This is a genomic window from Limnohabitans sp. MORI2 (genome assembly GCF_027925025.1).
In the GTDB taxonomy this organism is placed as follows: Bacteria; Pseudomonadota; Gammaproteobacteria; order Burkholderiales; family Burkholderiaceae_C; genus Limnohabitans.
Genome location: NZ_AP027058.1, coordinates 994956 through 1013404 on the forward strand (window position 1 = coordinate 994956; position 18449 = coordinate 1013404).

Annotated in this window: 21 protein-coding genes; 6 read left to right on the forward strand and 15 right to left on the reverse strand. The window is 55.1% G+C overall.

The window, feature by feature from the left end:
* Positions 1 to 22: 22 nt before the first annotated feature.
* Both QMG27_RS05080 and QMG27_RS05085 read right to left on the reverse strand, forming a co-directional pair.
* The gene (locus tag QMG27_RS05080) at positions 23 to 1807 is read right to left on the reverse strand and encodes a nitrite/sulfite reductase (protein ID WP_281813898.1); all 1785 of its coding nucleotides are present in this window, start codon (positions 1805 to 1807) and stop codon (positions 23 to 25) included.
* 20 nt (positions 1808 to 1827) lie between these two features.
* Complete coding sequence (locus tag QMG27_RS05085) at positions 1828 to 2619, reverse strand: sulfite exporter TauE/SafE family protein (protein ID WP_281813901.1); 792 nt, start codon at positions 2617 to 2619, stop codon at positions 1828 to 1830.
* A 229-nt stretch (positions 2620 to 2848) separates the two neighbouring features.
* On the opposite strand from QMG27_RS05085, the gene QMG27_RS05090 reads away from it, so the two are divergent.
* Entirely contained in the window at positions 2849 to 5080 is a 2232-nt protein-coding gene (locus QMG27_RS05090) for an NADP-dependent isocitrate dehydrogenase (protein WP_281813903.1), read from the forward strand.
* Positions 5081 to 5157: 77 nt separating this feature from the next.
* On the opposite strand, the gene pobA is transcribed toward QMG27_RS05090, so the two are convergent.
* A complete protein-coding gene (pobA, locus tag QMG27_RS05095) occupies positions 5158 to 6330 on the reverse strand; it encodes a 4-hydroxybenzoate 3-monooxygenase (protein WP_281813905.1) in 1173 nt (390 codons plus the stop codon).
* A gap of 113 nt (positions 6331 to 6443) precedes the next feature.
* Here pobA and QMG27_RS05100 point away from each other — a divergent pair, with 113 nt between their 5' ends.
* The gene (locus QMG27_RS05100) at positions 6444 to 7295 is read left to right on the forward strand and encodes a helix-turn-helix domain-containing protein (RefSeq protein ID WP_281813907.1); all 852 of its coding nucleotides are present in this window, start codon (positions 6444 to 6446) and stop codon (positions 7293 to 7295) included.
* A 19-nt stretch (positions 7296 to 7314) separates the two neighbouring features.
* On the opposite strand, the gene QMG27_RS05105 is transcribed toward QMG27_RS05100, so the two are convergent.
* From QMG27_RS05105 to QMG27_RS05135, 7 genes are read right to left on the reverse strand one after another with little or no spacing between them, the layout of a single operon-like run.
* Positions 7315 to 8856 carry a cryptochrome/photolyase family protein gene (locus tag QMG27_RS05105; RefSeq protein WP_281813910.1) on the reverse strand — a complete coding sequence of 514 codons (1542 nt, stop codon included), beginning with the start codon at positions 8854 to 8856 and terminating at the stop codon, positions 7315 to 7317.
* A 22-nt stretch (positions 8857 to 8878) separates the two neighbouring features.
* A complete protein-coding gene (locus QMG27_RS05110; RefSeq protein WP_281813912.1) occupies positions 8879 to 10486 on the reverse strand; it encodes an FAD-binding domain-containing protein in 1608 nt (535 codons plus the stop codon).
* Positions 10483 to 10671, reverse strand: a complete 189-nt coding sequence (locus QMG27_RS05115) for a DUF2256 domain-containing protein (protein WP_281813914.1) — start codon at positions 10669 to 10671, stop codon at positions 10483 to 10485. Before QMG27_RS05115 ends, QMG27_RS05110 begins: the two co-directional genes overlap by 4 nt.
* Positions 10622 to 10981, reverse strand: a complete 360-nt coding sequence (locus tag QMG27_RS05120; RefSeq protein ID WP_281813916.1) for a hypothetical protein — start codon at positions 10979 to 10981, stop codon at positions 10622 to 10624. Before QMG27_RS05120 ends, QMG27_RS05115 begins: the two co-directional genes overlap by 50 nt.
* Positions 10978 to 11286 carry a 4a-hydroxytetrahydrobiopterin dehydratase gene (locus QMG27_RS05125; RefSeq protein WP_281813918.1) on the reverse strand — a complete coding sequence of 103 codons (309 nt, stop codon included), beginning with the start codon at positions 11284 to 11286 and terminating at the stop codon, positions 10978 to 10980. Before QMG27_RS05125 ends, QMG27_RS05120 begins: the two co-directional genes overlap by 4 nt.
* On the reverse strand, positions 11277 to 11639 hold the full coding sequence (locus QMG27_RS05130) for a DUF2237 domain-containing protein (RefSeq protein ID WP_281813920.1): 363 nt from the start codon (positions 11637 to 11639) through the stop codon (positions 11277 to 11279). The genes QMG27_RS05125 and QMG27_RS05130 overlap by 10 nt, the downstream gene beginning before the upstream one ends.
* The gene (locus QMG27_RS05135) at positions 11636 to 12622 is read right to left on the reverse strand and encodes a MerR family transcriptional regulator (RefSeq protein WP_281813922.1); all 987 of its coding nucleotides are present in this window, start codon (positions 12620 to 12622) and stop codon (positions 11636 to 11638) included. The genes QMG27_RS05130 and QMG27_RS05135 overlap by 4 nt, the downstream gene beginning before the upstream one ends.
* Positions 12623 to 12739: 117 nt before the next feature.
* Between QMG27_RS05135 and QMG27_RS05140 the strand changes: the two genes are divergently transcribed.
* From QMG27_RS05140 to QMG27_RS05155, 4 genes are read left to right on the forward strand one after another with little or no spacing between them, the layout of a single operon-like run.
* Entirely contained in the window at positions 12740 to 13264 is a 525-nt protein-coding gene (locus tag QMG27_RS05140) for an Rrf2 family transcriptional regulator (RefSeq protein ID WP_281813924.1), read from the forward strand.
* Positions 13265 to 13298: 34 nt separating this feature from the next.
* The gene (locus QMG27_RS05145) at positions 13299 to 13586 is read left to right on the forward strand and encodes a TIGR03643 family protein (RefSeq protein WP_281813926.1); all 288 of its coding nucleotides are present in this window, start codon (positions 13299 to 13301) and stop codon (positions 13584 to 13586) included.
* A gap of 28 nt (positions 13587 to 13614) precedes the next feature.
* Complete coding sequence (locus QMG27_RS05150) at positions 13615 to 14520, forward strand: oxygenase MpaB family protein (RefSeq protein WP_281813927.1); 906 nt, start codon at positions 13615 to 13617, stop codon at positions 14518 to 14520.
* A complete protein-coding gene (locus QMG27_RS05155; RefSeq protein WP_281813929.1) occupies positions 14474 to 15205 on the forward strand; it encodes a response regulator transcription factor in 732 nt (243 codons plus the stop codon). Before QMG27_RS05150 ends, QMG27_RS05155 begins: the two co-directional genes overlap by 47 nt.
* On the opposite strand, the gene QMG27_RS05160 is transcribed toward QMG27_RS05155, so the two are convergent.
* The 5 genes from QMG27_RS05160 to QMG27_RS05180 all read right to left on the reverse strand — a co-directional run bounded on the left by QMG27_RS05160 (position 15185) and on the right by QMG27_RS05180 (position 18434).
* Entirely contained in the window at positions 15185 to 15730 is a 546-nt protein-coding gene (locus QMG27_RS05160) for a DUF3833 domain-containing protein (RefSeq protein ID WP_281813931.1), read from the reverse strand. The two genes, QMG27_RS05155 and QMG27_RS05160, sit on opposite strands and share 21 nt — an antisense overlap.
* Positions 15727 to 16254, reverse strand: coding sequence for a DUF2878 domain-containing protein (locus QMG27_RS05165; protein ID WP_281813933.1), 528 nt, complete (start codon positions 16252 to 16254; stop codon positions 15727 to 15729). The genes QMG27_RS05160 and QMG27_RS05165 overlap by 4 nt, the downstream gene beginning before the upstream one ends.
* 67 nt (positions 16255 to 16321) lie before the next feature.
* Positions 16322 to 17356, reverse strand: a complete 1035-nt coding sequence (arsB, locus tag QMG27_RS05170; RefSeq protein ID WP_281813935.1) for an ACR3 family arsenite efflux transporter — start codon at positions 17354 to 17356, stop codon at positions 16322 to 16324.
* Positions 17353 to 17865, reverse strand: a complete 513-nt coding sequence (locus QMG27_RS05175) for an arsenate reductase ArsC (protein WP_281813937.1) — start codon at positions 17863 to 17865, stop codon at positions 17353 to 17355. Before QMG27_RS05175 ends, arsB begins: the two co-directional genes overlap by 4 nt.
* A gap of 53 nt (positions 17866 to 17918) precedes the next feature.
* Positions 17919 to 18434, reverse strand: a complete 516-nt coding sequence (locus QMG27_RS05180) for a DUF6428 family protein (protein ID WP_281813939.1) — start codon at positions 18432 to 18434, stop codon at positions 17919 to 17921.
* Positions 18435 to 18449: the final 15 nt, after the last annotated feature.

Genomic DNA, 18449 nt, shown 5'->3' on the forward strand with positions numbered 1-18449 from the left:
GTTATCTCGTATCTGTTGAGGCTTAGGCAGCGCGTGCCGTGGTGTTACGGGCTGAGTTAGCCGCGGCTTTGAACACGTCAAAGCCCACGCGGTTCAAGGTGCGTGCAAAGGTCTCGTGGGTTTCGCGCTTGTCGCGGTATACGTCCAAGATGGCTTCGATCACATCCACCACTTCGGCGGCTGCAAACGATGGGCCAACCACTTTGCCGGCTTTGGCTGGGCCGCTCAAGAACGAACCGTCTGAGCCACCCAAGGTGACTTGGTACCACTCTTGGCCGTCTTTATCCACGCCCAAGATGCCAATGTGGCCGCTGTGGTGATGGCCGCAAGAGTTGATGCAACCGCTGATGTGCAGGTCGATGTCGCCCAAGTCAAACAACTCGTCGATGTCTTGGTAACGCTCGGTAATTGCAGCGGCGATGGGTAACGAACGCGCGTTGGCCAAGGCGCAGTAGTCGCCACCTGGGCAAGCAATCATGTCGGTCAGTAAGTGCACGTTGGCGCGGGCAAAGCCAGCGGCTTTGGCAGCTTGGTACAGCTCAGCCAATTGGTCAATGCGCACCCAAGGCAGCACCAAGTTTTGGTCGTGGTTCACGCGCACCTCGCCAGAGCTGAACTTGTCAGCCAAGTCAGCCGCAGTGGCGAGTTGGTCGGCGGTGGCGTCCCCTGGTGCTTGGCCCAAGCGCTTGAACGACAGGGTGACCACGCGCAGGCCTGGGTTTTGGTGGCTGGTCACGTTTTGTTGCAACCAACGGGTGAATTCTTTGTCCGCCTTGGCTTGGGCCACCAAGGCTTGCTCGGCTTTTTCTTGGGCTTCGTCTGACACCACATCAACAGGTGGCGACACAAAACAGGCGCTCACGCGGTCGAGTTCAACTTGTGGGATGGTGTGGTGTGCGCCGCTTTCCAAGATGCGTTCAAACTCTTCGTTGACTTCGTCAAAGTAGCGCTGGCCTTCGGCTTTGACCAAAATTTTGATGCGGGCTTTGTAGATGTTGTCGCGGCGGCCCCAGCCGTTGTACACACGCACCACGGCTTCGAGGTAGTTGATGATTTGGTTCCATGGCAAGAACTCGCGAATCACGGTGCCGGTGATGGGCGTGCGGCCCATGCCGCCGCCCACGTAAATTTTGAAGCCCACATTGCCTTCGTCGTCACGCAGCAAGCGCAGGCCAATGTCGTGCCACTCAATCGCAGCGCGGTCTTCGGTGGCGCCCGTGATGGCGATTTTGAATTTGCGGGGCAGGTAAGCGAACTCAGGGTGCAAGGTGCTCCACTGGCGCAGGACTTCGGCGTAGGGGCGTGGGTCGACTTCTTCGTCCACCGCAATGCCAGCGCGCTCGTCGCTGGTGATGTTGCGAATGCAGTTGCCGCTGGTTTGAATGCCGTGCAAGTTGACGCTGGCCAATAGGTCCATCACATCGGCGCTTTTGTCCAAGGGGATCCAATTGAACTGCACGTTCTGGCGGGTGGTGAAGTGGCCACAGTTGGTGACCAAACTTGGGGCGTCAATGCCGCCAATCTTGTCTTGTGCGGTCTGTGCTTGCTTGAGCAGTTCGGCAGAGGGGGTGTCGTAATCGCGGGCAATTTTGGAGAGCACACGCAGCTGGGCACTGTTGAGTTCACCGTAGGGCACAGCCACGCGCAACATGGGTGCGTAGCGTTGCACGTACCAGCCGTTTTGCAAACGCAGGGGGCGGAACTCGTCGTCACCCAACTTGCCAGCTAAGTTGCGGGTGAGTTGATCGCGGTACTGTGCAGCGCGTGCTTTGACGAACTCTGAATCGAAGGCGGTGTATTGATACATCTAAGAACTCAAATGAAAAATTAAGCGAAAACCAATTTGCTGCCAGCCCATGCCAGCAATACAGAAAGAATGGAGCGAATCACGCGTTCAGGCGTTTTGTGCATCAGGCGTGAACCCACCCAAATGCCAGGCAACGAGCCTGCGAGCAACAAACCTAACAAAGGCCAGTCGACAGAACCCAATGAAGCGTGGCCCAAGCCTGCGACCAAGGTCAGCGGCACGGCATACGCAATGTCGGCTGCCACGATGCGTGACAGTGGCAGCTGCGGGTACAGGATCATAAGCACCGTCACACCAATGGCGCCTGCGCCTACCGAGGTGAGGGTGACCAAGGTGCCGATGGCCGCGCCAAACAACACGGGCAGCGCCCAGTGGCGGGGCTGCGTGGCTTGGTGCAGGTTCTCTTCGGCCAGCACCACAGGTGCTTGTTTGCCACGAATCACTTTGAACAACATGGCGCTCGCGGTCAGCAGCAAAGCCAAGCCGAGGGTAACGGTCATCACCTTTTGCACGGCGGGGTCAGATGGCCCCACGTTGTGCAGCACCCAAAGCGTGATGCCCGCTGCTGGAATGCTCCCCGCGCACAAAGACACGACCACACGCCAAGGCACGATGCGTTGACGCGCAAAGCTGAAGGTGCCACCTGCCTTGGTGAACGCTGCAAACAGCAAATCGGTGCCCACGGCCATGTAGGGCTTGACACCGAAGAAGAAAATCAAAATGGGCGTCATCAACGAGCCGCCGCCGACGCCTGTTAAGCCGACAACCAAGCCGACAAAGAAACCCGCGAATACGAAACCAAAATCTTGCATGGCGTGGACTGTAGGTGTTCTTTATACCAAAACCAACGATTTCTTAGTTGTACATATATGCTTATTTGGAATAAGGGTTTTCTGCAGGTCAGGGCCGTAAGCAAAGCGCAGGGGGAGGTGGGCTAAAGTGCCGTGGATAATGTCGGCTGTGCGTGAGCGGTTAACCGCCGCAAAACGTAAGAAAACCGTATTTCTTTAACCTTATCCCAACAAAGAATGAGACCGAGCAATGGCTGCTGAAAATTCCAAAATCGTTTACACCCTGACTGATGAAGCCCCCTTGTTGGCGACGGCTTCGTTTTTGCCGATCATCCGCACGTTTGCAGCGCCTGCAGGCATTGATGTGGTGGCAAGCGATATCTCTGTGGCAGCACGTATCTTGGGTGAGTTCTCTGACATGCTGCCCGAAGCGCAGCGCGTGACGCACAACTTGTCTGAATTGGGCAAGCTCACTTTGAAGCCCGAAGCCAACATCATCAAGCTGCCCAACATCAGCGCCTCCGTGGGCCAGTTGACAGCCGCCATCAAAGAGTTGCAAGCCAAAGGCTATGCACTGCCTGACTACCCAGAAAACCCAACAACAGACGAAGAAAAAGCCATCAAGGCCCGTTATTCCAAGTGCACCGGCTCTGCTGTAAACCCTGTGCTGCGCGAAGGTAACTCGGATCGCCGCGCTCCCCGCGCTGTGAAAGAGTTCGCTCGCAAAAACCCACACAGCATGGCTGAGTGGAGCCAAGCTTCTCGCTCGCACGTGTCACACATGCACGCTGGCGACTTCTACCACGGCGAAAAATCTCTCACGCTCGACAAAGCCCGTGACGTGAAGATGGAGCTCATCACCAAGTCTGGCAAAACCATTGTCTTGAAGCCCAAGGTCTCCTTGCTCGATCGCGAAGTGATCGACAGCATGTTCATGAGCAAAAAAGCCTTGGTCGAGTTCTATGAAAAAGAAATCGAAGACGCACACAAAACTGGCGTGATGTTCTCTTTGCACGTCAAGGCCACCATGATGAAGGTGTCTCACCCCATCGTGTTCGGTCACTGCGTCAAGATCTTCTACAAAGAAGCGTTTGAAAAACACGCCAAGACTTTCAAAGAATTGGGTGTGAACGTCAACAACGGCATGGCCGATCTGTACAGCAAGATCACCGCATTGCCACAAAGCCAGCAAGACGAAATCAAACGTGACTTGCACGCTTGCCACGAGCACCGCCCCGAGTTGGCCATGGTCGACTCCGCCAAAGGCATCACCAACTTCCACTCACCCAACGACGTGATCGTGGACGCTTCCATGCCCGCCATGATCCGCAATGGCGGCAAGATGTGGGGTGCAGATGGTCGCTTGAAAGACGTCAAGGCCGTGATGCCCGAATCGACTTTCGCTCGTATCTATCAGGAGATGATCAACTTCTGTAAATGGCACGGCGCGTTCGATCCCAAGACCATGGGCACCGTGCCCAACGTGGGCTTGATGGCGCAGCAAGCCGAAGAATACGGCTCACACGACAAGACCTTTGAAATTCCTGAAGACGGCGTTGCCAACATCACCGACCTCGAAACAGGCGAAGTGTTGCTGAGCCAAAATGTGGAAGAAGGCGACATCTGGCGCATGTGCCAAGTCAAAGACGCCGCCATCCGCGACTGGGTGAAGTTGGCCGTCAACCGCGCACGCAACTCTGGCATGCCCGTGGTGTTCTGGTTGGACGCTTACCGTCCTCACGAAGCCGAATTGATCCGCAAGGTCAAGATGTACCTGCACGAGCACGACACCAATGGTTTGGACATCCAAATCATGAGCCAAGTGCGCGCCATGCGTTACACCCTCGAGCGCGTCATTCGCGGCTTGGACACCATCAGCGCCACCGGCAACATCTTGCGTGACTACCTCACCGACTTGTTCCCCATCATGGAGCTGGGCACCTCGGCCAAGATGCTCTCCATCGTGCCTTTGATGGCTGGCGGCGGCATGTACGAAACCGGCGCGGGCGGCTCTGCACCTAAGCACGTGCAACAGCTGGTGGAAGAAAACCACTTGCGTTGGGATTCTCTGGGCGAGTTCTTGGCCTTGGCTGTGTCGTTCGAAGATCTGGGCATCAAGACCAACAACGGCAAAGCCAAAGTGTTGGCGCAAACCTTGGACGCAGCGACTGGCAAATTGTTGGACACCAACAAAAACCCATCGCCCAAAACAGGTCAGCTCGACAACCGTGGCAGCCAGTTCTACTTGGCCATGTACTGGGCCCAAGAGTTGGCCGCGCAAACCGAAGACAAAGACTTGGCTGCCAAGTTCGCGCCTTTGGCCAAAACGCTCACCGACAACGAGAAGAAGATCGTGGACGAGCTCAACAGCGTGCAAGGCAAGCCTGTTGACATCGGCGGCTACTACATGCCTGATCCTAAGAAACTCGAAACTGTGATGCGCCCCAGCGCCACATTGAACGCAGCTTTGGCCAGCGTTTAAATTTCAGATCTTAGATCTCATAAAAAACCCCAAGCCGCAAGGCTTGGGGTTTTTGTTTGGTGCGAACTGTTTGTGTTTTAGAAGGGAAGGCCCACGTAGTTTTCAGCCAACGAGCGCTGGGCAGCTTCAGACGAGAACAGATAGGCCATTTCGATTTCTTGCAGTTTTTGGTCGTACTCGATCGAATCAGGGAAGGTGTGCAACATCGATGTCATCCACCACGAGAAGCGCTGTGCTTTCCACACACGGGCCAAGGCTTTTTCAGAGTACTTATCCAAGCCTGTGCTGTCGCCATTTTTGTAGTGGTCCAGCATGGCGTGGTACAGGTAGTAAATGTCGGAGGCCGCGCTGTTCAGGCCACGCGCACCCGTCGGTGGCACGATGTGTGCAGCATCACCGGCCAAGAATAAATTGCCGTAGCGCATCGGTTCAGCAACGAACGAACGCAGTGGAGCGATGGACTTTTCAATCGAGTCACCGGTGATGAGTTTGTCGCCCACTTCTTTTGGCAAGCGACGCTTGAGCTCTGCCCAAAACGCGTCGTCAGACCAGTCTTCCACTTTATCGGTCAGTGGGACTTGAATGTAGTAGCGGCTCAACACCTGTGAGCGCAACGAACACAGGGCAAAGCCACGTTCGTGCTTGGCGTAAATCAGCTCAGGTGACACAGGCTTGGTACGTGAAAGCACGCCCAACCAACCGAAGGGATACACCTTCTCGTATTCCTTCAACACATCTGCAGGAATCGACTTGCGGCTCACGCCGTGAAAGCCGTCAGCACCAATCACAAAGTCGCAGTCGATGCGCACCACATCGTCACCGTTGCGGTAAGTCACATAAGGTTTGTCAGTCTTGAGATCGTGGGGCTTCACATCCTCGGCGTTGTGAATCACGATGCCTTTCATGCGATCGCGTGCTTCATACAAATCGCGTGTCAGTTCGGTTTGGCCGTAAACCATGACCGAGTTGCCGCCGCTGTGCTTGTGCAAATCGACGCGATCCATCTTGCCGTCGTGAGCGATGAAAAAGCCATCATGGATTTCACCTTCTTTGTCCATGCGTTCGCCGCATTGCGCTTCGCGCATCAAGGCAGCGAAACCGTGTTCGAGCACACCTGCACGAATTCGACTCAGCACATACTCGCGACTCTGGCGTTCCAGCACGACGGTCTCAATGCCTTTGAGGTGTAGCAGCTGAGAAAGCATGAGCCCAGAGGGGCCGCCGCCAATAATGCAAACTTGAGTTTTCATGAAAGTCTCCAGGGTTTTTGTTTGAACACGGCGTCATACCGAAACTCGAAAGATACGCGCTTTTGCGCTCATGAAAAAGAGCAGAAGCACGCAAATACTTGTACATTTCGAACATGGTTAAACGACGTTCCAACATCCAGTCTTACAGTTTGTTTGGTGAGTCCAAACATTTGCCAGATGTGCTTCACTGCGAAACCATCGCAGACCGTTCCGTTTTGCACGATTGGGAACTGGCACCGCATCGGCATGCACGTTTGCATCAGGTGTTGTTGGTGCAGGCGGGCGGAGGTGAGGTGCAGTTGGACGATGCCACGTTCAACCTCTCGGCGGGGGCGTTGGTCAATATCCCACCGGGGCATGTGCATGCGTTTCGATTTGAGCGGGGCACCCAGGGCTGGGTGAGTACATTTGCCGATGAGCTGTTGGATGATTTGTTCAACCGTGTTGGCGATGTCCGGCGAGACTTGGCGCAGGCATGTGTGATTGAGGCCGACCCTCGTATGGCATGGGTGGTGGCACACATTTGGGCTGAGTTCTCGGCGCAAAACAAAGCGCGTGCATTGGTGTTGCGAGGCTTGAGTGCCAGTTTGTTAGGTTGGGTCGCACGCCAAGTGGGGCAAGGTGCATTGAATGCGACTTCACCGACTGATTCCAACTTGGTGCAGCGCTTTGTGGCGTTGATGGATGCCCATTTTTTAGAGCATTGGCAAGTCAGCGACTACGCCAAAGCCTTGTCCATATCACCCACGCACTTGAGTCGTTTGGCGCGAGCTGCCTCTGGGCAATCGGCGTTACGCATGATTGAAGCGCGCATCATGCGCGAAGCTCGACGCAATTTGGCCTATACCCATTTGAGTATCTCCACCATTGCTTACAGCTTGGGCTATGCCGATCCAGCCTATTTCACGCGTGTGTTCAAGCGTGATGCAGGGGTATCGCCCAAAGAGTTCAGAGAAAAAATTTAAATGTTTCAGCTCACCGAATTCATCGCGTTTGCGCACGATGTTGCTTTGCTTGCAATGCAATGGCTTCGCGTTGCTCGGGTGAGAGGCGGTTGAGGTTTTTCAGTTGCATCACCATGCGCGGGTTTATTGCCAGCGTGTCGGCGTGACGGTCTAAGTAATCCCAATACAAAGTGGTGAAAGGGCAGGCGCTGTCACCCGTCGCTTCGGCGGGGTTGAAGCGGCAGCCTTTGCAATGGTTGCTCATGCGATCGATGTACTTGCCGCTGGCCACATAGGGCTTGCTGGCCATCAGTCCACCATCGGCGAATTGGCTCATGCCCAATGTGTTGGGCAGTTCCACCCATTCCACCGCATCCACATACACGCCCAAGTACCACTGGTGTACTTGCTTCGGCTCCACGCCGAGTAGCAAAGCGTACAGACCTGTCACCATCAAGCGTTGGATGTGGTGTGCATACCCATGTTGCAGAGTTTGCGTGATGGCATCGCGCAAGCAAGCCATGTCGGTGTGGCCCGTCCAATAAAACTCGGGCAGCGCTTCGTGCGCTTGTTGGGCGTTGCCCTCGGCGTACGCGGGCATGTGTGTCCAGTAAATCCCGCGCACGTATTCACGCCAGCCCAAGATTTGCCGTACAAAGCCTTCGACCGCTTCGAGCGGTGCATGGCTTTTGTGAAAAGCAGCCTCTGCGGCAGCCACGACCTCGCGCGGGTTGAGCAGCTTCAAGTTCAGGGCGCACGAGAGGTGCGAGTGGTAGAGCCACACTTCGCCTTCCCACATCGCGTCTTGGTATAGGCCAAAGCTTGGCAGTCGGTGCGTGATGAATTCATCCAGTGCCACCAAGGCTTGTGCGCGCGTGACGGGCCAACCAAACTGTGCGATGGACCCCGGGTGATGGGCCAGCTTGTCGTTGACTAAACGCATCACGTCTTGGGTGATGGCGTCGGGTGCGAATCGTGTGGGAGCGGGCAACAAGCCCGGCCCGTTTTTGCCAAAGCTGCCACGGTTGTCGGCATCAAAGTTCCACTGGCCGCCGATCGGTTTTTTGCCTTCCATTAGAACCCCGTTTTTTTGACGCAACTCGCGGTAGAAATATTCCAACCGCAGCTGCTTGCGGTCTTTGGCGTGCGCGGCAAAGTCACGCACGGTACTGAAAAAATGAGTGTCGTCTTTGATTTCCAAATGCAGTTGGTGTTGCTGCGCAACCGCACGGATGCTTTGCAACACGCGCCAGTCGCCGGGGGCAGTCATCACCAAGTGGTGAGGTTGCACCTGCGCAATGGCTTTGCTCAGCTCACCCGCCAAGGTGCCTGTGTTGTGTGCATCGTCTAGTCGGCTGTAAATCAGGGGCCAGCCGCGCTCTTGCATCAGAGTTGCGAAGTGGCGCATCGCACTCAAAAAAACCGTGGTGCGTTGTTTAGAGGAGGGGATGTGCGTGGACTCTTCCAGTACCTCGGCCATCCACAGCGTGTCGTGCACGGGATCGAAGTCGCTCAACGCGGATGCGTCTTCATCGAGCTGATCACCCAAGATGAGGATGAGGCGTTGGCGTGGTGTGGTCATAGCGTTTCTTCGGGGTGGCTTTTTAAAAATCAAAACCGAGTTGTGTCTGGGTATCTTGGCCGCGATTTGTCGCTGTGCGGCGCGAACGTTTATTCGTCCCCCAGTTTTTGCGTGAGGCGTGTTTGTCAACTACAGCTTTTTTGGCCGCTTTCACTTCGTCGGTTTGACGGCGGCTGTGCAGCCGTTGTTTGGCTTCGCGTGTGGCTTGGGCCAAGTCAACTACGGGCTCGGGCAACGAGCTGTCCATGTCGCTGCCCACAAACACGCCAAGGTGCGCTTGCATCGTGTCGGGCATGAGCCAAGGCTCAAACAGCCATGTGTCTGGCACTTGCCGCATGGCAGGTAGCCATTGCCGTACAAAGCGGCCATATGGGTCGTGGTCTTGCGCTTGTTTGATGGGGTTGTACACGCGTGTGGTGTTGATGCCCGTTGTGCCCGATTGCATTTGCAACTGGCTCCAGTGGATGCCGGGCTCGTAGTCCAAAAACTGCGTGGCCAACCATTCGCCCACGGGCCGCCAATGCAGCCACAGCGGATACGCCGCCACCGACACCAACATGGCACGCATGCGAAAGTTCAACCAACCCGTTTCGCGCAACATGGTCACGCAGGCATCCACCATGGGCCAGCCGGTGCGTGCGGCTTTGAGCGCTTCAAAATGCACTTCGTTGAAATCGTGTTCACGCAAACCGTCGTACCCGCGGTGCATATTGCGCCACTCGATGTCAGGCTCGCTCTCGAGTTTTTGGATGAAATGGCAGTGCCAATACAAACGGCTGATGAACGCCGTCAGGCCTGCACGGTGGCGACTGGCCTGCGGCGGCAGCTGAGCAATGTGTGCCCGCGTTTGCTGCACGACCTCACGCATGCTGATGCAACCCCATGCCAAATAAGCCGACAACCGCGAGCAAGCATCTGGCGCAGACAACGGCGAAGAAATGCCGCCGCGATAGCCCAAGCTGCGTGCGTGCAAAAAACTGTGCAGGGTGTCTAGTGCCAGAGGACGTCCGCCACGCTGGCGAAGCGGTGGGTTGTGCTGCAAGTGCGAAGGCGCTTGTATGAGCGAGGGCGAACACCATGCTGTGCGCGAATGCTCGCCGACATGGGGGTGCGGCTGATGCTTGTATGCATTCGGTGATGGCTGCCAAAACTGCAAAGCCCCCACATCTTGCAAAGGTGCTGTCATGTGCTGCTCCCAAGCGGCTTGCCAGAGGTTGCGGTTTTTCAGCACGCGCACCACACCAAACTGCGGGTACTCATGCCACCCAACCTGGTGTGCCTTGCACCATGCACCCACTTTCAGGTCGCGTGCGTAGGTAAAGCCATTGCCGGTTTCTTGGTGGGCATGCAGACGGCGAAACGGGGCTTCTTGCCAAATGCGGTTGAGTACATCAGGCAGCTCGCCTGTGTGTACTTCAAGGCAGCCACCTTGTATGCGCAACGCATTGTCTAGCGCCTGCAACGATTCGCGCACAAACTCAAAATGCTGCAAAGCTGCATCGGGCTGCAACCACAGCTCGGGTTCGACCACATAGATGCAGCGCACAGGCCCGTGCTGCGCAGCTTGGGCCAAGGCTGCATGGTCTTGCCAGCGCAGGTCTCGCTTGAACCAAACCAGCTCGTAGCTCATAGTGGTGTGCTTGATTTGTGTTTGCGACACGCGTCAGAGCAGTACAGCACCTGCTCCCAGTTTTTGGCCCAGGCTTTGCGCCACGTCATGTCACGCCCGCAAGTTTTGCAGGGCTTGCTAGGCAGGCTTTGCTTGTTACCTTTGAATGTTTGCTTCTTTGTCACGCGTGGGCTCCTCCATCGCATACGCATCGGCCACGTAGGCGGGGCCTTTCATCAGCATCACAATCACGCAGCCAATCGCAAGGGTCAGCACCAGCGTCCAGTGCAGCACCACGAGACCGACCATGACATAGAAGAACTGTTCCGCTGCACGGGTCATCTCTGTAGCGTTGCTTGTGACCGGCTCAAACCCATCCAACACGTAAGCAGCAGCACTCGCCAGAAGCGGCAGCACTGTACCTGCTGCCAAGATGATGTGCAGCCGTTTCCAAATCTGCCACTCCAAGCCAGCGGGTGAACGCTGAAAGCCCTTTAGCTTATTGAAGTAGTTCATGGCGTAGTGCTGAGTTGGTCGATGGCTCGCGCGAGTTCATAGTCTTTGTGCGTCAAACCTGCGACGTCATGGGTCCAAATGTGCACATGGAGTTGTGTGTAGCTAGACAGCACTTCGGGGTGGTGGTCTTGTACTTGCGCTAGCTGCGCGATTTGGTTGAAAAGGGCCACCGCTGCTTCAAAGCTGGGCAGTGTCCAGCTTTTGGATAAGCAAGGCGTGTGGTGCTGTGCATGGGTGTCTATCGTCCAGCCTGTGAGGGTGGTCATGGCGAGCTCAAGGTCTGCCGGGTCTGTGTCTAGGCGCATGACTGCAATTGCTCCAACGTGACAAATTCAAGCGCTTTGGCATGTGTGCATTCCAGCACCACGGGCGGGGCTACACCTGCATCGAAGGCTTCTTGCCAACGACGAGCACATAGGCACCAACGGTCGCCTGCTTTCAACCCTGCAAATCGGTATTCTGGACGCGGCGTGATGAGGTCATTGCCTTTTTGCAATGAAAAGTCCAAGAACGCTTGCGTGACTTTGGCGCACACCACATGGCTGCCTTGATCGTGTGCGTCTGTGTTGCAGCAGCCGTCGCGGTAGTAGCCTGTGAGCGGGTCATAAGAGCAAGGCACCAGTGCGGTGCCCAACACATTGCGGGCTTGCGTGTTCATGTGGACGCCTCGTGCAAGTCAATGCCTTCGTGGGCTGCAATTTTTTCTAAGGCGTTTTCAAACAATGAACGTGCAGAGCCCGAGATCGATCGCAGGTAGGCATGCAAGTGAGCGTCTTCTTCGTTGCGGTTCAAGCACTCTTGGCTGTATTGCTCAAAGCTTGCGAGTTGCGCAATCAGCTCGGCCACATGGCGAGGGCATTCGCACAGCACATTGGTCGAGATGCCTGCCACGCGGCTCAAGGTGGCATCTGAATATTTACGTGCAGCAATGACTGAGCCCGTGGTCCCAAATTCTTGCGCACGCGCTGGGTCGACAAACAGGACCGATTGCAGCAACTCGGCCAACTCAATGTCTGAGATGGGCTCGCGGCGCACGATCAGTCCCGAGAACTTCATGGCTTGCACCACGGCCTCGGGTGCGAAGTTGTACACCACGATGGTTTGCGCAAACTGGTGTTTGGCCATGAGTGCTCGGATGTCAGCGTGCACAGAGGATTGCAGCGTGTTGACCTTGACCAAAAGCACTTGCGGCTTGTGCGCCAAATCGGCCTTGGCTGCAGCGGCCAAGTCGATCAACACATCGGTGACCTTGATTTGGTTTTGTTTCAAACCGGCTGCAAATTTTTTTGACTCAATGCGGTTGGCCATGCTCAGGCCCACCACTGCCAACAACACGGGTTGGCCGCTGGCAGCCAAGCTGTGAGTCGCGTGATGGGGTAGGTTACTCATGCGGCGCAACTGCTCTAGATCTAGGTTGGCAATCGTGCCGATGCCATGGCCGTTTTGCGAGAGCTGTTTGAGTAACAAGGCTTTGGACACATCATGCTCGGCAAATAAGCGTTGTTTGCCCTCGGTTTTGACCGGAGAGAACGCGCCGTAGCGGGTCTCCCAAATGCGCAATGTGGACACGGGGATGCCCGTGGTTTTAGACACTGCGCCGATACGGTACAGCGCGTTTGTGGAATTTGTGCTGGTATTCAAAATGTGGTTTTGAGTAGAAGTTGTGTAGATTGTCTATCGAAATATAGATTTTATTCAAATAAATTCAATATTGCGTAGATTAATGCTTCAAAATCCTACGCAATAGGAGTTTGAACCATGATCTCAAAGAAAACCATCAATGCCATCGAGGTCTGCGTGTTTTTAGCGGGCCAGCGTCACGCGGGTCACGTCACCACCACCGAGCTGTCACCCAGACTCGATTTGTCAATTTCCTACCTTGAAAACCTTCTCAAGCCACTCAAAGCTCACAACATCGTGAGCGCCATGAAAGGCCCAGGCGGTGGCTACATGATTCAGGGTGACACCTCACTCATTTCCATTTGGGACATCGCTTCGGTGTTTGAGCGTACGTTCGATGCAGCTAGATCGGCAGAGTCGTCGCTGCCCCCTGAGCTGTTGGATGACAAAACACCACCTGCCAGCTTTGAATTGGGCTTAGAGCAAATCGTCAAAGCCACGTTGAGTAATTTCACTTTGGCTGATTTTGTGGATGAGTCGCGTGACGAGGAGGCCCGTTCATTCGTGCAAACCATGGGTCGCTTTAAATTCAAACCCATGGCGGCCCCGCTCATGCCAAAGGCGCCTAACTCGGTGTTTCAGTTGTCCATGATGATGGCCTGAAGCGTTTCAAAGGCGCAGCCCTTAGGAGTTGACCATGCCACGCAGCTTCAGCCAACGCCTCTCTACCCTGAGCGCAGGGGATGTGTCTGCCGTGATCCAAATGGCATGGGAAGACCGCACCTCGTTTGAAACCATTTATGAGCGCGTCGGCCTCACGGAGCCTGAGGTGATTCGTCTCATGCGTACCGAGCTCAACCCCAGTTCATTTCGCCTGTGGCGCATGCGGATGCGCGGGCGCAACACCAAACACCGAGCGATTCGCAGCCCCGACATGAAGTTCGATGACCGCGCGGTTGCTGACCACCGACGTGCCAACTGTTAACGGCAGATCGTCAGCGAGCAATCCTCCCATGTCCATTACCCATACGCTCAAAACTCTGGCTCTTAACGCCATTGGAGCGCGTGTGCGTGACATCACAGGTTCGACGGCATCTTTAGACGATTTCGCCAAGCCCAAAGGCGATGTGGGTTTGTTTGGGCCAGACTCTGTGGCGTGGCAAGTGCATGCCAACTTCACCGCAATGATGGTGGGTGGTTTATCTTCACTCATCGTGCAGTCCTTGCACCCGCGTGCGCTGGCCGCTGTGTGGGACCACTCTGACTTTCGCTACAAGCTCAAAGAGCGCTTGGGGCGCACCGCTTACTTTGTGGCTGCCACCACTTACGGCGGTGAGGCTATGGCACTCAGCGCCATCCGCCGTGTGAACGCCATTCACGCCAACATCAAAGGCATTGACCTGCAAGGTCAGCCTTATGTGGCCAATGAGTCAGAGCTGATTCGTTGGGTGCACTTGGTGGAGGTGACCTCATTTTTAGCGGCCTACCAACATTTGGCCAGACAGCCTTTATCACCTCAAGCCTGTGACCAGTACATCAGCGAAATGGCTCGTGTGGGGCACTTGTTGGGCGCGGTAGATTTGCCTTTGACGTACGCGGCCACGCAAACCGAGTTGCTGGGTTATGCCGACAAACTCAGCTTTGATGCCCGCGCACAAGAAATTTTGCAGATCATCCAAGCTTATCCCGTGGACGTAATTGATAAACCATGGATGGCGCTAGTTTTGAAATGCGCATTTGATGTGATGCCGGCATGGGTACTCAAGCTGATGGGGCAGCCCCCCTCGTGTGTTGTGCAACAGCACGTCACACGTTGGACTGTACAAACTAGCGCTGAACCTGTGCAGTGGATGCTGAACCAGCAGGGCGTGTGTGCCGTTGCTCGTCAACGTGTACTTGGAGGTGCACGCCATGCTTGATGTGGTCTTATTCACCGGGGATGATCAAATTGCTGACAAGGTTAGACGTGCCTTGTCGTTCGCTAGGGCCAAGGTTGAACGCTTACCTTGGCAACCTACCATGCGAGGTGCCTTGAACAAGCCTCACGATTTGATCGTATTGCATCCTACCCAGCTAGACCGGCATTGGCGCAGTGACTTTGAGCGTATTGCGCAATTGAGCGAAACCACGCCTAGCATCGCGATCGTGACCGATCAGCAATCCAGTGAAACTGTGCACTTACTCAATGCGGGTGTTGATCGATGTTTGGTGGAGCCTTTTGATGAACAGCATTTCGGTGCGTTGGTGCGCGCCTTGTTGCGTAGGCGTCAAGGGCATGTGTCCTCAGTCACACAGTATGGTCATTTGCGTTTTGACCATGCGCTTAAGCAACTACAAGTTCGTGGCGTGATTGTTGACCTGACTACCCGAGAGGCGCAGGTGATGGATGTGTTGCTCAGACGCGTTGGGCAAATCATTTCTAAAGAAGAGTTTGTGCAAGAGATGGATCCCGACAATATGGAGCTCAACAGCGCAGCCATTGAGGTCTACATCCACCGGATTCGCAAAAAAGTGAGCGCAGAGGTGCTGCCGATTCGCACCATCAAGCGCTGCGGATACCTTTTGTCACGCTCGTGGGATGGCTTAAGCGCGTTTCATAAATGAAAGCGTGACATCACCCAGATGAATGCCTAACTTGGTCATGCGGGCTTTGTTCAGCATCACGCGGTCATTCATCAAATACATCCAATCATCCATTTGCACATTCAGGATGCGCCCGCCCACTGGCAAGGCGAGTGTGTAGCGCCAATTGAAACTATTACCTTTGATCTGTCCCTCTGCCGTGCCCACCACATCGTCTGCGGTGCCTGTATACCTGCCATCATTTTTCTGAGTGAGCTTCCACACGCGCTTTTCTTGTGTGCCGTCAGAGTACACAAAATCCTCATCCAATATGCCTTGGTCGTTTTGCCAATCACATTGCATTTTGACTGTGAACCGCTTCACCACTTTGCCGTTGCGGTCGGTGAAGATGCCCCATGCGTCGACGATGCCGTTGAAGTAGCTTCGCAAGTCGAGCTCAGGCTTTTGGTCTGCGTAATCATCAACAGTGGCGCTTGCACAACCACTCAGATGCGTCACGGCGGCCGTACTGGCCATACCACTGATTAAGAGCATTCGACGGTTCATTGAGTTTGACCTTGAGGTGATGTGAAAAGTTGTTTGGCCATGTAGACCAAGGCGGGTAGTGCCATCATCCAAGCTATAGCAAGTGCCATGATGTGAATGCGAGAGCCATCAAAAGATGCAGCACCTAGTTGAGCTCCAGCATAGTAAGTGAGTGGGCCAAATACCAGTCCAGTCAACCCACTGACCCACAAAGGCAAAGACTGAAGAAAAGACAACGAAGAATTCAATGTCATGCCAAATAAAACCCAAAGTAGCCACAGCCAAAATGGACTTAAAAAAGCCAACGACCAACCATAAAACTGGATGACTGACGACACTTGCAGCATGCTGTCAACCCCAATACCCATCGCCAACGCAATGGCTGCCATTTTGAGTTCTTGCGAGGCTTTGGGGGCGTAGGCTAAATGCAGGCCTGCAAGTGTCAGACCATAGATGAGGGCAGGAATCTCTAGCGCACGGCCTACGCCTGCGATGCAAAACCACCACGCAGTTTGAAATCCAAGAGCATTGATGATGGGGTGCATGCCTCATTTTAAAAATTTAGGCAAGCATATGTGCTGTGAGGGTATTCTTCCCATCCTTGCAAGCAGATCAGTGGCTTGGTTCCTTGCTGAGTTCGTACCAGCGTTTACTGCGGTTGACTACATGCACCACCAATAGCATCACAGGTACTTCAATCAGCACCCCCACAACCGTGGCCAATGCTGCGCCTGACTCAAAGCCAAACAGGCTGATCGCAGCGGCCACTGCGAGTTCGAAGAAGTTAGAGGCCCCAATCAGTGCGGAAGGACAAGCCACGCTGTGCGATTCACCAAATGCGCGGTTCATGACATAGGCCAGTGCCGAGTTGAACAGCACCTGAATCAAGATCGGCACGGCCAACAGCGCGATGACCAAAGGCTGCTTCAAAATCGCCTTGCCTTGAAACGCAAACAACAACACCAAGGTGGCCAACAGCGCAGCAATTGACCACGGGCCAATCTGCGCCATGACTGCGTCAAACTTTTCTGGCCCTTTGGCCAACAGCGCTTTGCGAATGAGCTGCGCTAACACCACGGGAATGACGATGTACAACACCACCGAGGTGATGAGCGTGTCCCACGGCACGATGATGGCGGACAGCCCCAAAAGAAAAGCTACCAGCGGTGCAAACGCCACCACCATGATGGCGTCATTCAACGCCACTTGCGACAAGGTGAACAAAGGGTGGCCGTTGGTGAGTCGGCTCCACACAAATACCATGGCTGTGCAAGGCGCAGCGGCCAGCAAGATGAGGCCCGCGATGTAGCTGTCAATCTGCTCGGCAGGCAAGAGCGGTGCAAACAAGTACCGAATGAAAAACCAGCCCAGCAACGCCATCGAAAACGGCTTGACCAACCAGTTCACAAACAGCGTCACGCCAATGCCTTTGATGTGTTGGCGTACCTCATGCAAAGCACCAAAGTCCACCTTGATGAGCATGGGAATGATCATCACCCAAATCAGCAAGCCCACAGGCAAGTTGACTTGCGCGTACTCCAAGCTACCAATGGCTTGAAACAACTCAGGCTGCCACTGGCCCAGTGCGATGCCCACCACAATGCAAATGGCCACCCAGGCGGTGAGGTAGCGTTCAAAGAAGTTCATGCGGCATCCTTGCTGAGTTCACGGGCTGTGTGTTGCAACATGGCTTTTTGCAGCTTGTCAGCGGGTAAGTCGACCAGCAGTTGTAAGCGCTTTTGAATCAGATACAGGGTGTTGCGAAAGGCTTGCAGTTGGTCTTCCTCCGTACCTTCTACAGCTGAAGGGTCGGCGTAACCCCAGTGTGCGGTGGCGGGTTGGCCTGGCCAATAGGGGCACACTTCGCCTGCGGCGTTGTCGCACACGGTGATGACCAAGTCCATATGCGGTGCCTCAGGCTTGGCAAACTCGTCCCAGCTTTTGCTGCTGAGGTAAGAGGTGTCAATGCCCGCTGCCTTTAACACTTGCAGCCCCAGTGGGTTGGGCTGCTGGTTTTCACGTGGGCTGCTGCCCGCTGAATAGGCTTTGAAGCGTGTGCCGCTGGCACCCGTGGCCATGTGGTTGAGCAAGGCTTCCGACAAGATGCTGCGGGCGGAGTTGTGCGTGCACAAGAAGAGGACGTTCAAGGGGGTCATGGTGTGTATCGGTGAAGGGTGGTACAGATGTGAGTTTGAAGATCAGCCAGCGCTTAGCAGCAGCCACCGCCGGGCGTGCAACAAGCGCCTGCTTTGACGCGTGGTTTGTCAGACGTTGCGACAGAGGTAACAGGCTCCGCGGCAGCAGTGGCTGCAGGGGTGCAACACAAGTCCATGGCCAAGCAGGCGGTGTGTTTGAGGCCAGTGGTCAGAGTCAAGGTGTGTCCATCGCTGCTGCCAGCGCTGACGGGGTATTGCGACACTACGCCCGATTCGTGCTCAATCTCCACAGGCAAATCGAGCGAAGGAAGTACATCGCCCGCAATACGCAATATGCTGGCCAGTTTGCTGGTCTCTAAGCGGTGGTCCACATCGCTGTACACCCAGGTTTGCAACAGGCAGCTCTCAGTTTTTCGGCGTGTACCACCGCAATCCATGAAGTTCTTAGTCACGTGACCTACTTCGGTGATGTGAAAGTGCGGCGCAATTGCCTCACCGTTTGGCAGCACGATGCACAAAGCTTGGTTGGGATGGGCTTCTAGCAAGCCTAAAAATTGTTCGACGTTCATGTTTTTCCTTGGGTA

Coding starts and splice junctions, on each gene's coding strand:
- QMG27_RS05160 (WP_281813931.1), bottom strand. CDS start 15,730: ATGAACCGTCGAATGCTCTTAATCAGTGGTATGGCCAGTACGGCCGCC.
- QMG27_RS05120 (WP_281813916.1), bottom strand. CDS start 10,981: ATGAACTACTTCAATAAGCTAAAGGGCTTTCAGCGTTCACCCGCTGGC.
- QMG27_RS05115 (WP_281813914.1), bottom strand. CDS start 10,671: ATGCGATGGAGGAGCCCACGCGTGACAAAGAAGCAAACATTCAAAGGT.
- QMG27_RS05150 (WP_281813927.1), top strand. CDS start 13,615: ATGTCCATTACCCATACGCTCAAAACTCTGGCTCTTAACGCCATTGGA.
- QMG27_RS05085 (WP_281813901.1), bottom strand. CDS start 2,619: ATGCAAGATTTTGGTTTCGTATTCGCGGGTTTCTTTGTCGGCTTGGTT.
- QMG27_RS05145 (WP_281813926.1), top strand. CDS start 13,299: ATGCCACGCAGCTTCAGCCAACGCCTCTCTACCCTGAGCGCAGGGGAT.
- QMG27_RS05125 (WP_281813918.1), bottom strand. CDS start 11,286: ATGCGCCTAGACACAGACCCGGCAGACCTTGAGCTCGCCATGACCACC.
- QMG27_RS05175 (WP_281813937.1), bottom strand. CDS start 17,865: ATGACCCCCTTGAACGTCCTCTTCTTGTGCACGCACAACTCCGCCCGC.
- QMG27_RS05140 (WP_281813924.1), top strand. CDS start 12,740: ATGATCTCAAAGAAAACCATCAATGCCATCGAGGTCTGCGTGTTTTTA.
- QMG27_RS05100 (WP_281813907.1), top strand. CDS start 6,444: ATGGTTAAACGACGTTCCAACATCCAGTCTTACAGTTTGTTTGGTGAG.
- QMG27_RS05090 (WP_281813903.1), top strand. CDS start 2,849: ATGGCTGCTGAAAATTCCAAAATCGTTTACACCCTGACTGATGAAGCC.
- QMG27_RS05080 (WP_281813898.1), bottom strand. CDS start 1,807: ATGTATCAATACACCGCCTTCGATTCAGAGTTCGTCAAAGCACGCGCT.
- QMG27_RS05105 (WP_281813910.1), bottom strand. CDS start 8,856: ATGACCACACCACGCCAACGCCTCATCCTCATCTTGGGTGATCAGCTC.
- QMG27_RS05165 (WP_281813933.1), bottom strand. CDS start 16,254: ATGCACCCCATCATCAATGCTCTTGGATTTCAAACTGCGTGGTGGTTT.
- QMG27_RS05130 (WP_281813920.1), bottom strand. CDS start 11,639: ATGAACACGCAAGCCCGCAATGTGTTGGGCACCGCACTGGTGCCTTGC.
- QMG27_RS05110 (WP_281813912.1), bottom strand. CDS start 10,486: ATGAGCTACGAGCTGGTTTGGTTCAAGCGAGACCTGCGCTGGCAAGAC.
- arsB (WP_281813935.1), bottom strand. CDS start 17,356: ATGAACTTCTTTGAACGCTACCTCACCGCCTGGGTGGCCATTTGCATT.
- pobA (WP_281813905.1), bottom strand. CDS start 6,330: ATGAAAACTCAAGTTTGCATTATTGGCGGCGGCCCCTCTGGGCTCATG.
- QMG27_RS05180 (WP_281813939.1), bottom strand. CDS start 18,434: ATGAACGTCGAACAATTTTTAGGCTTGCTAGAAGCCCATCCCAACCAA.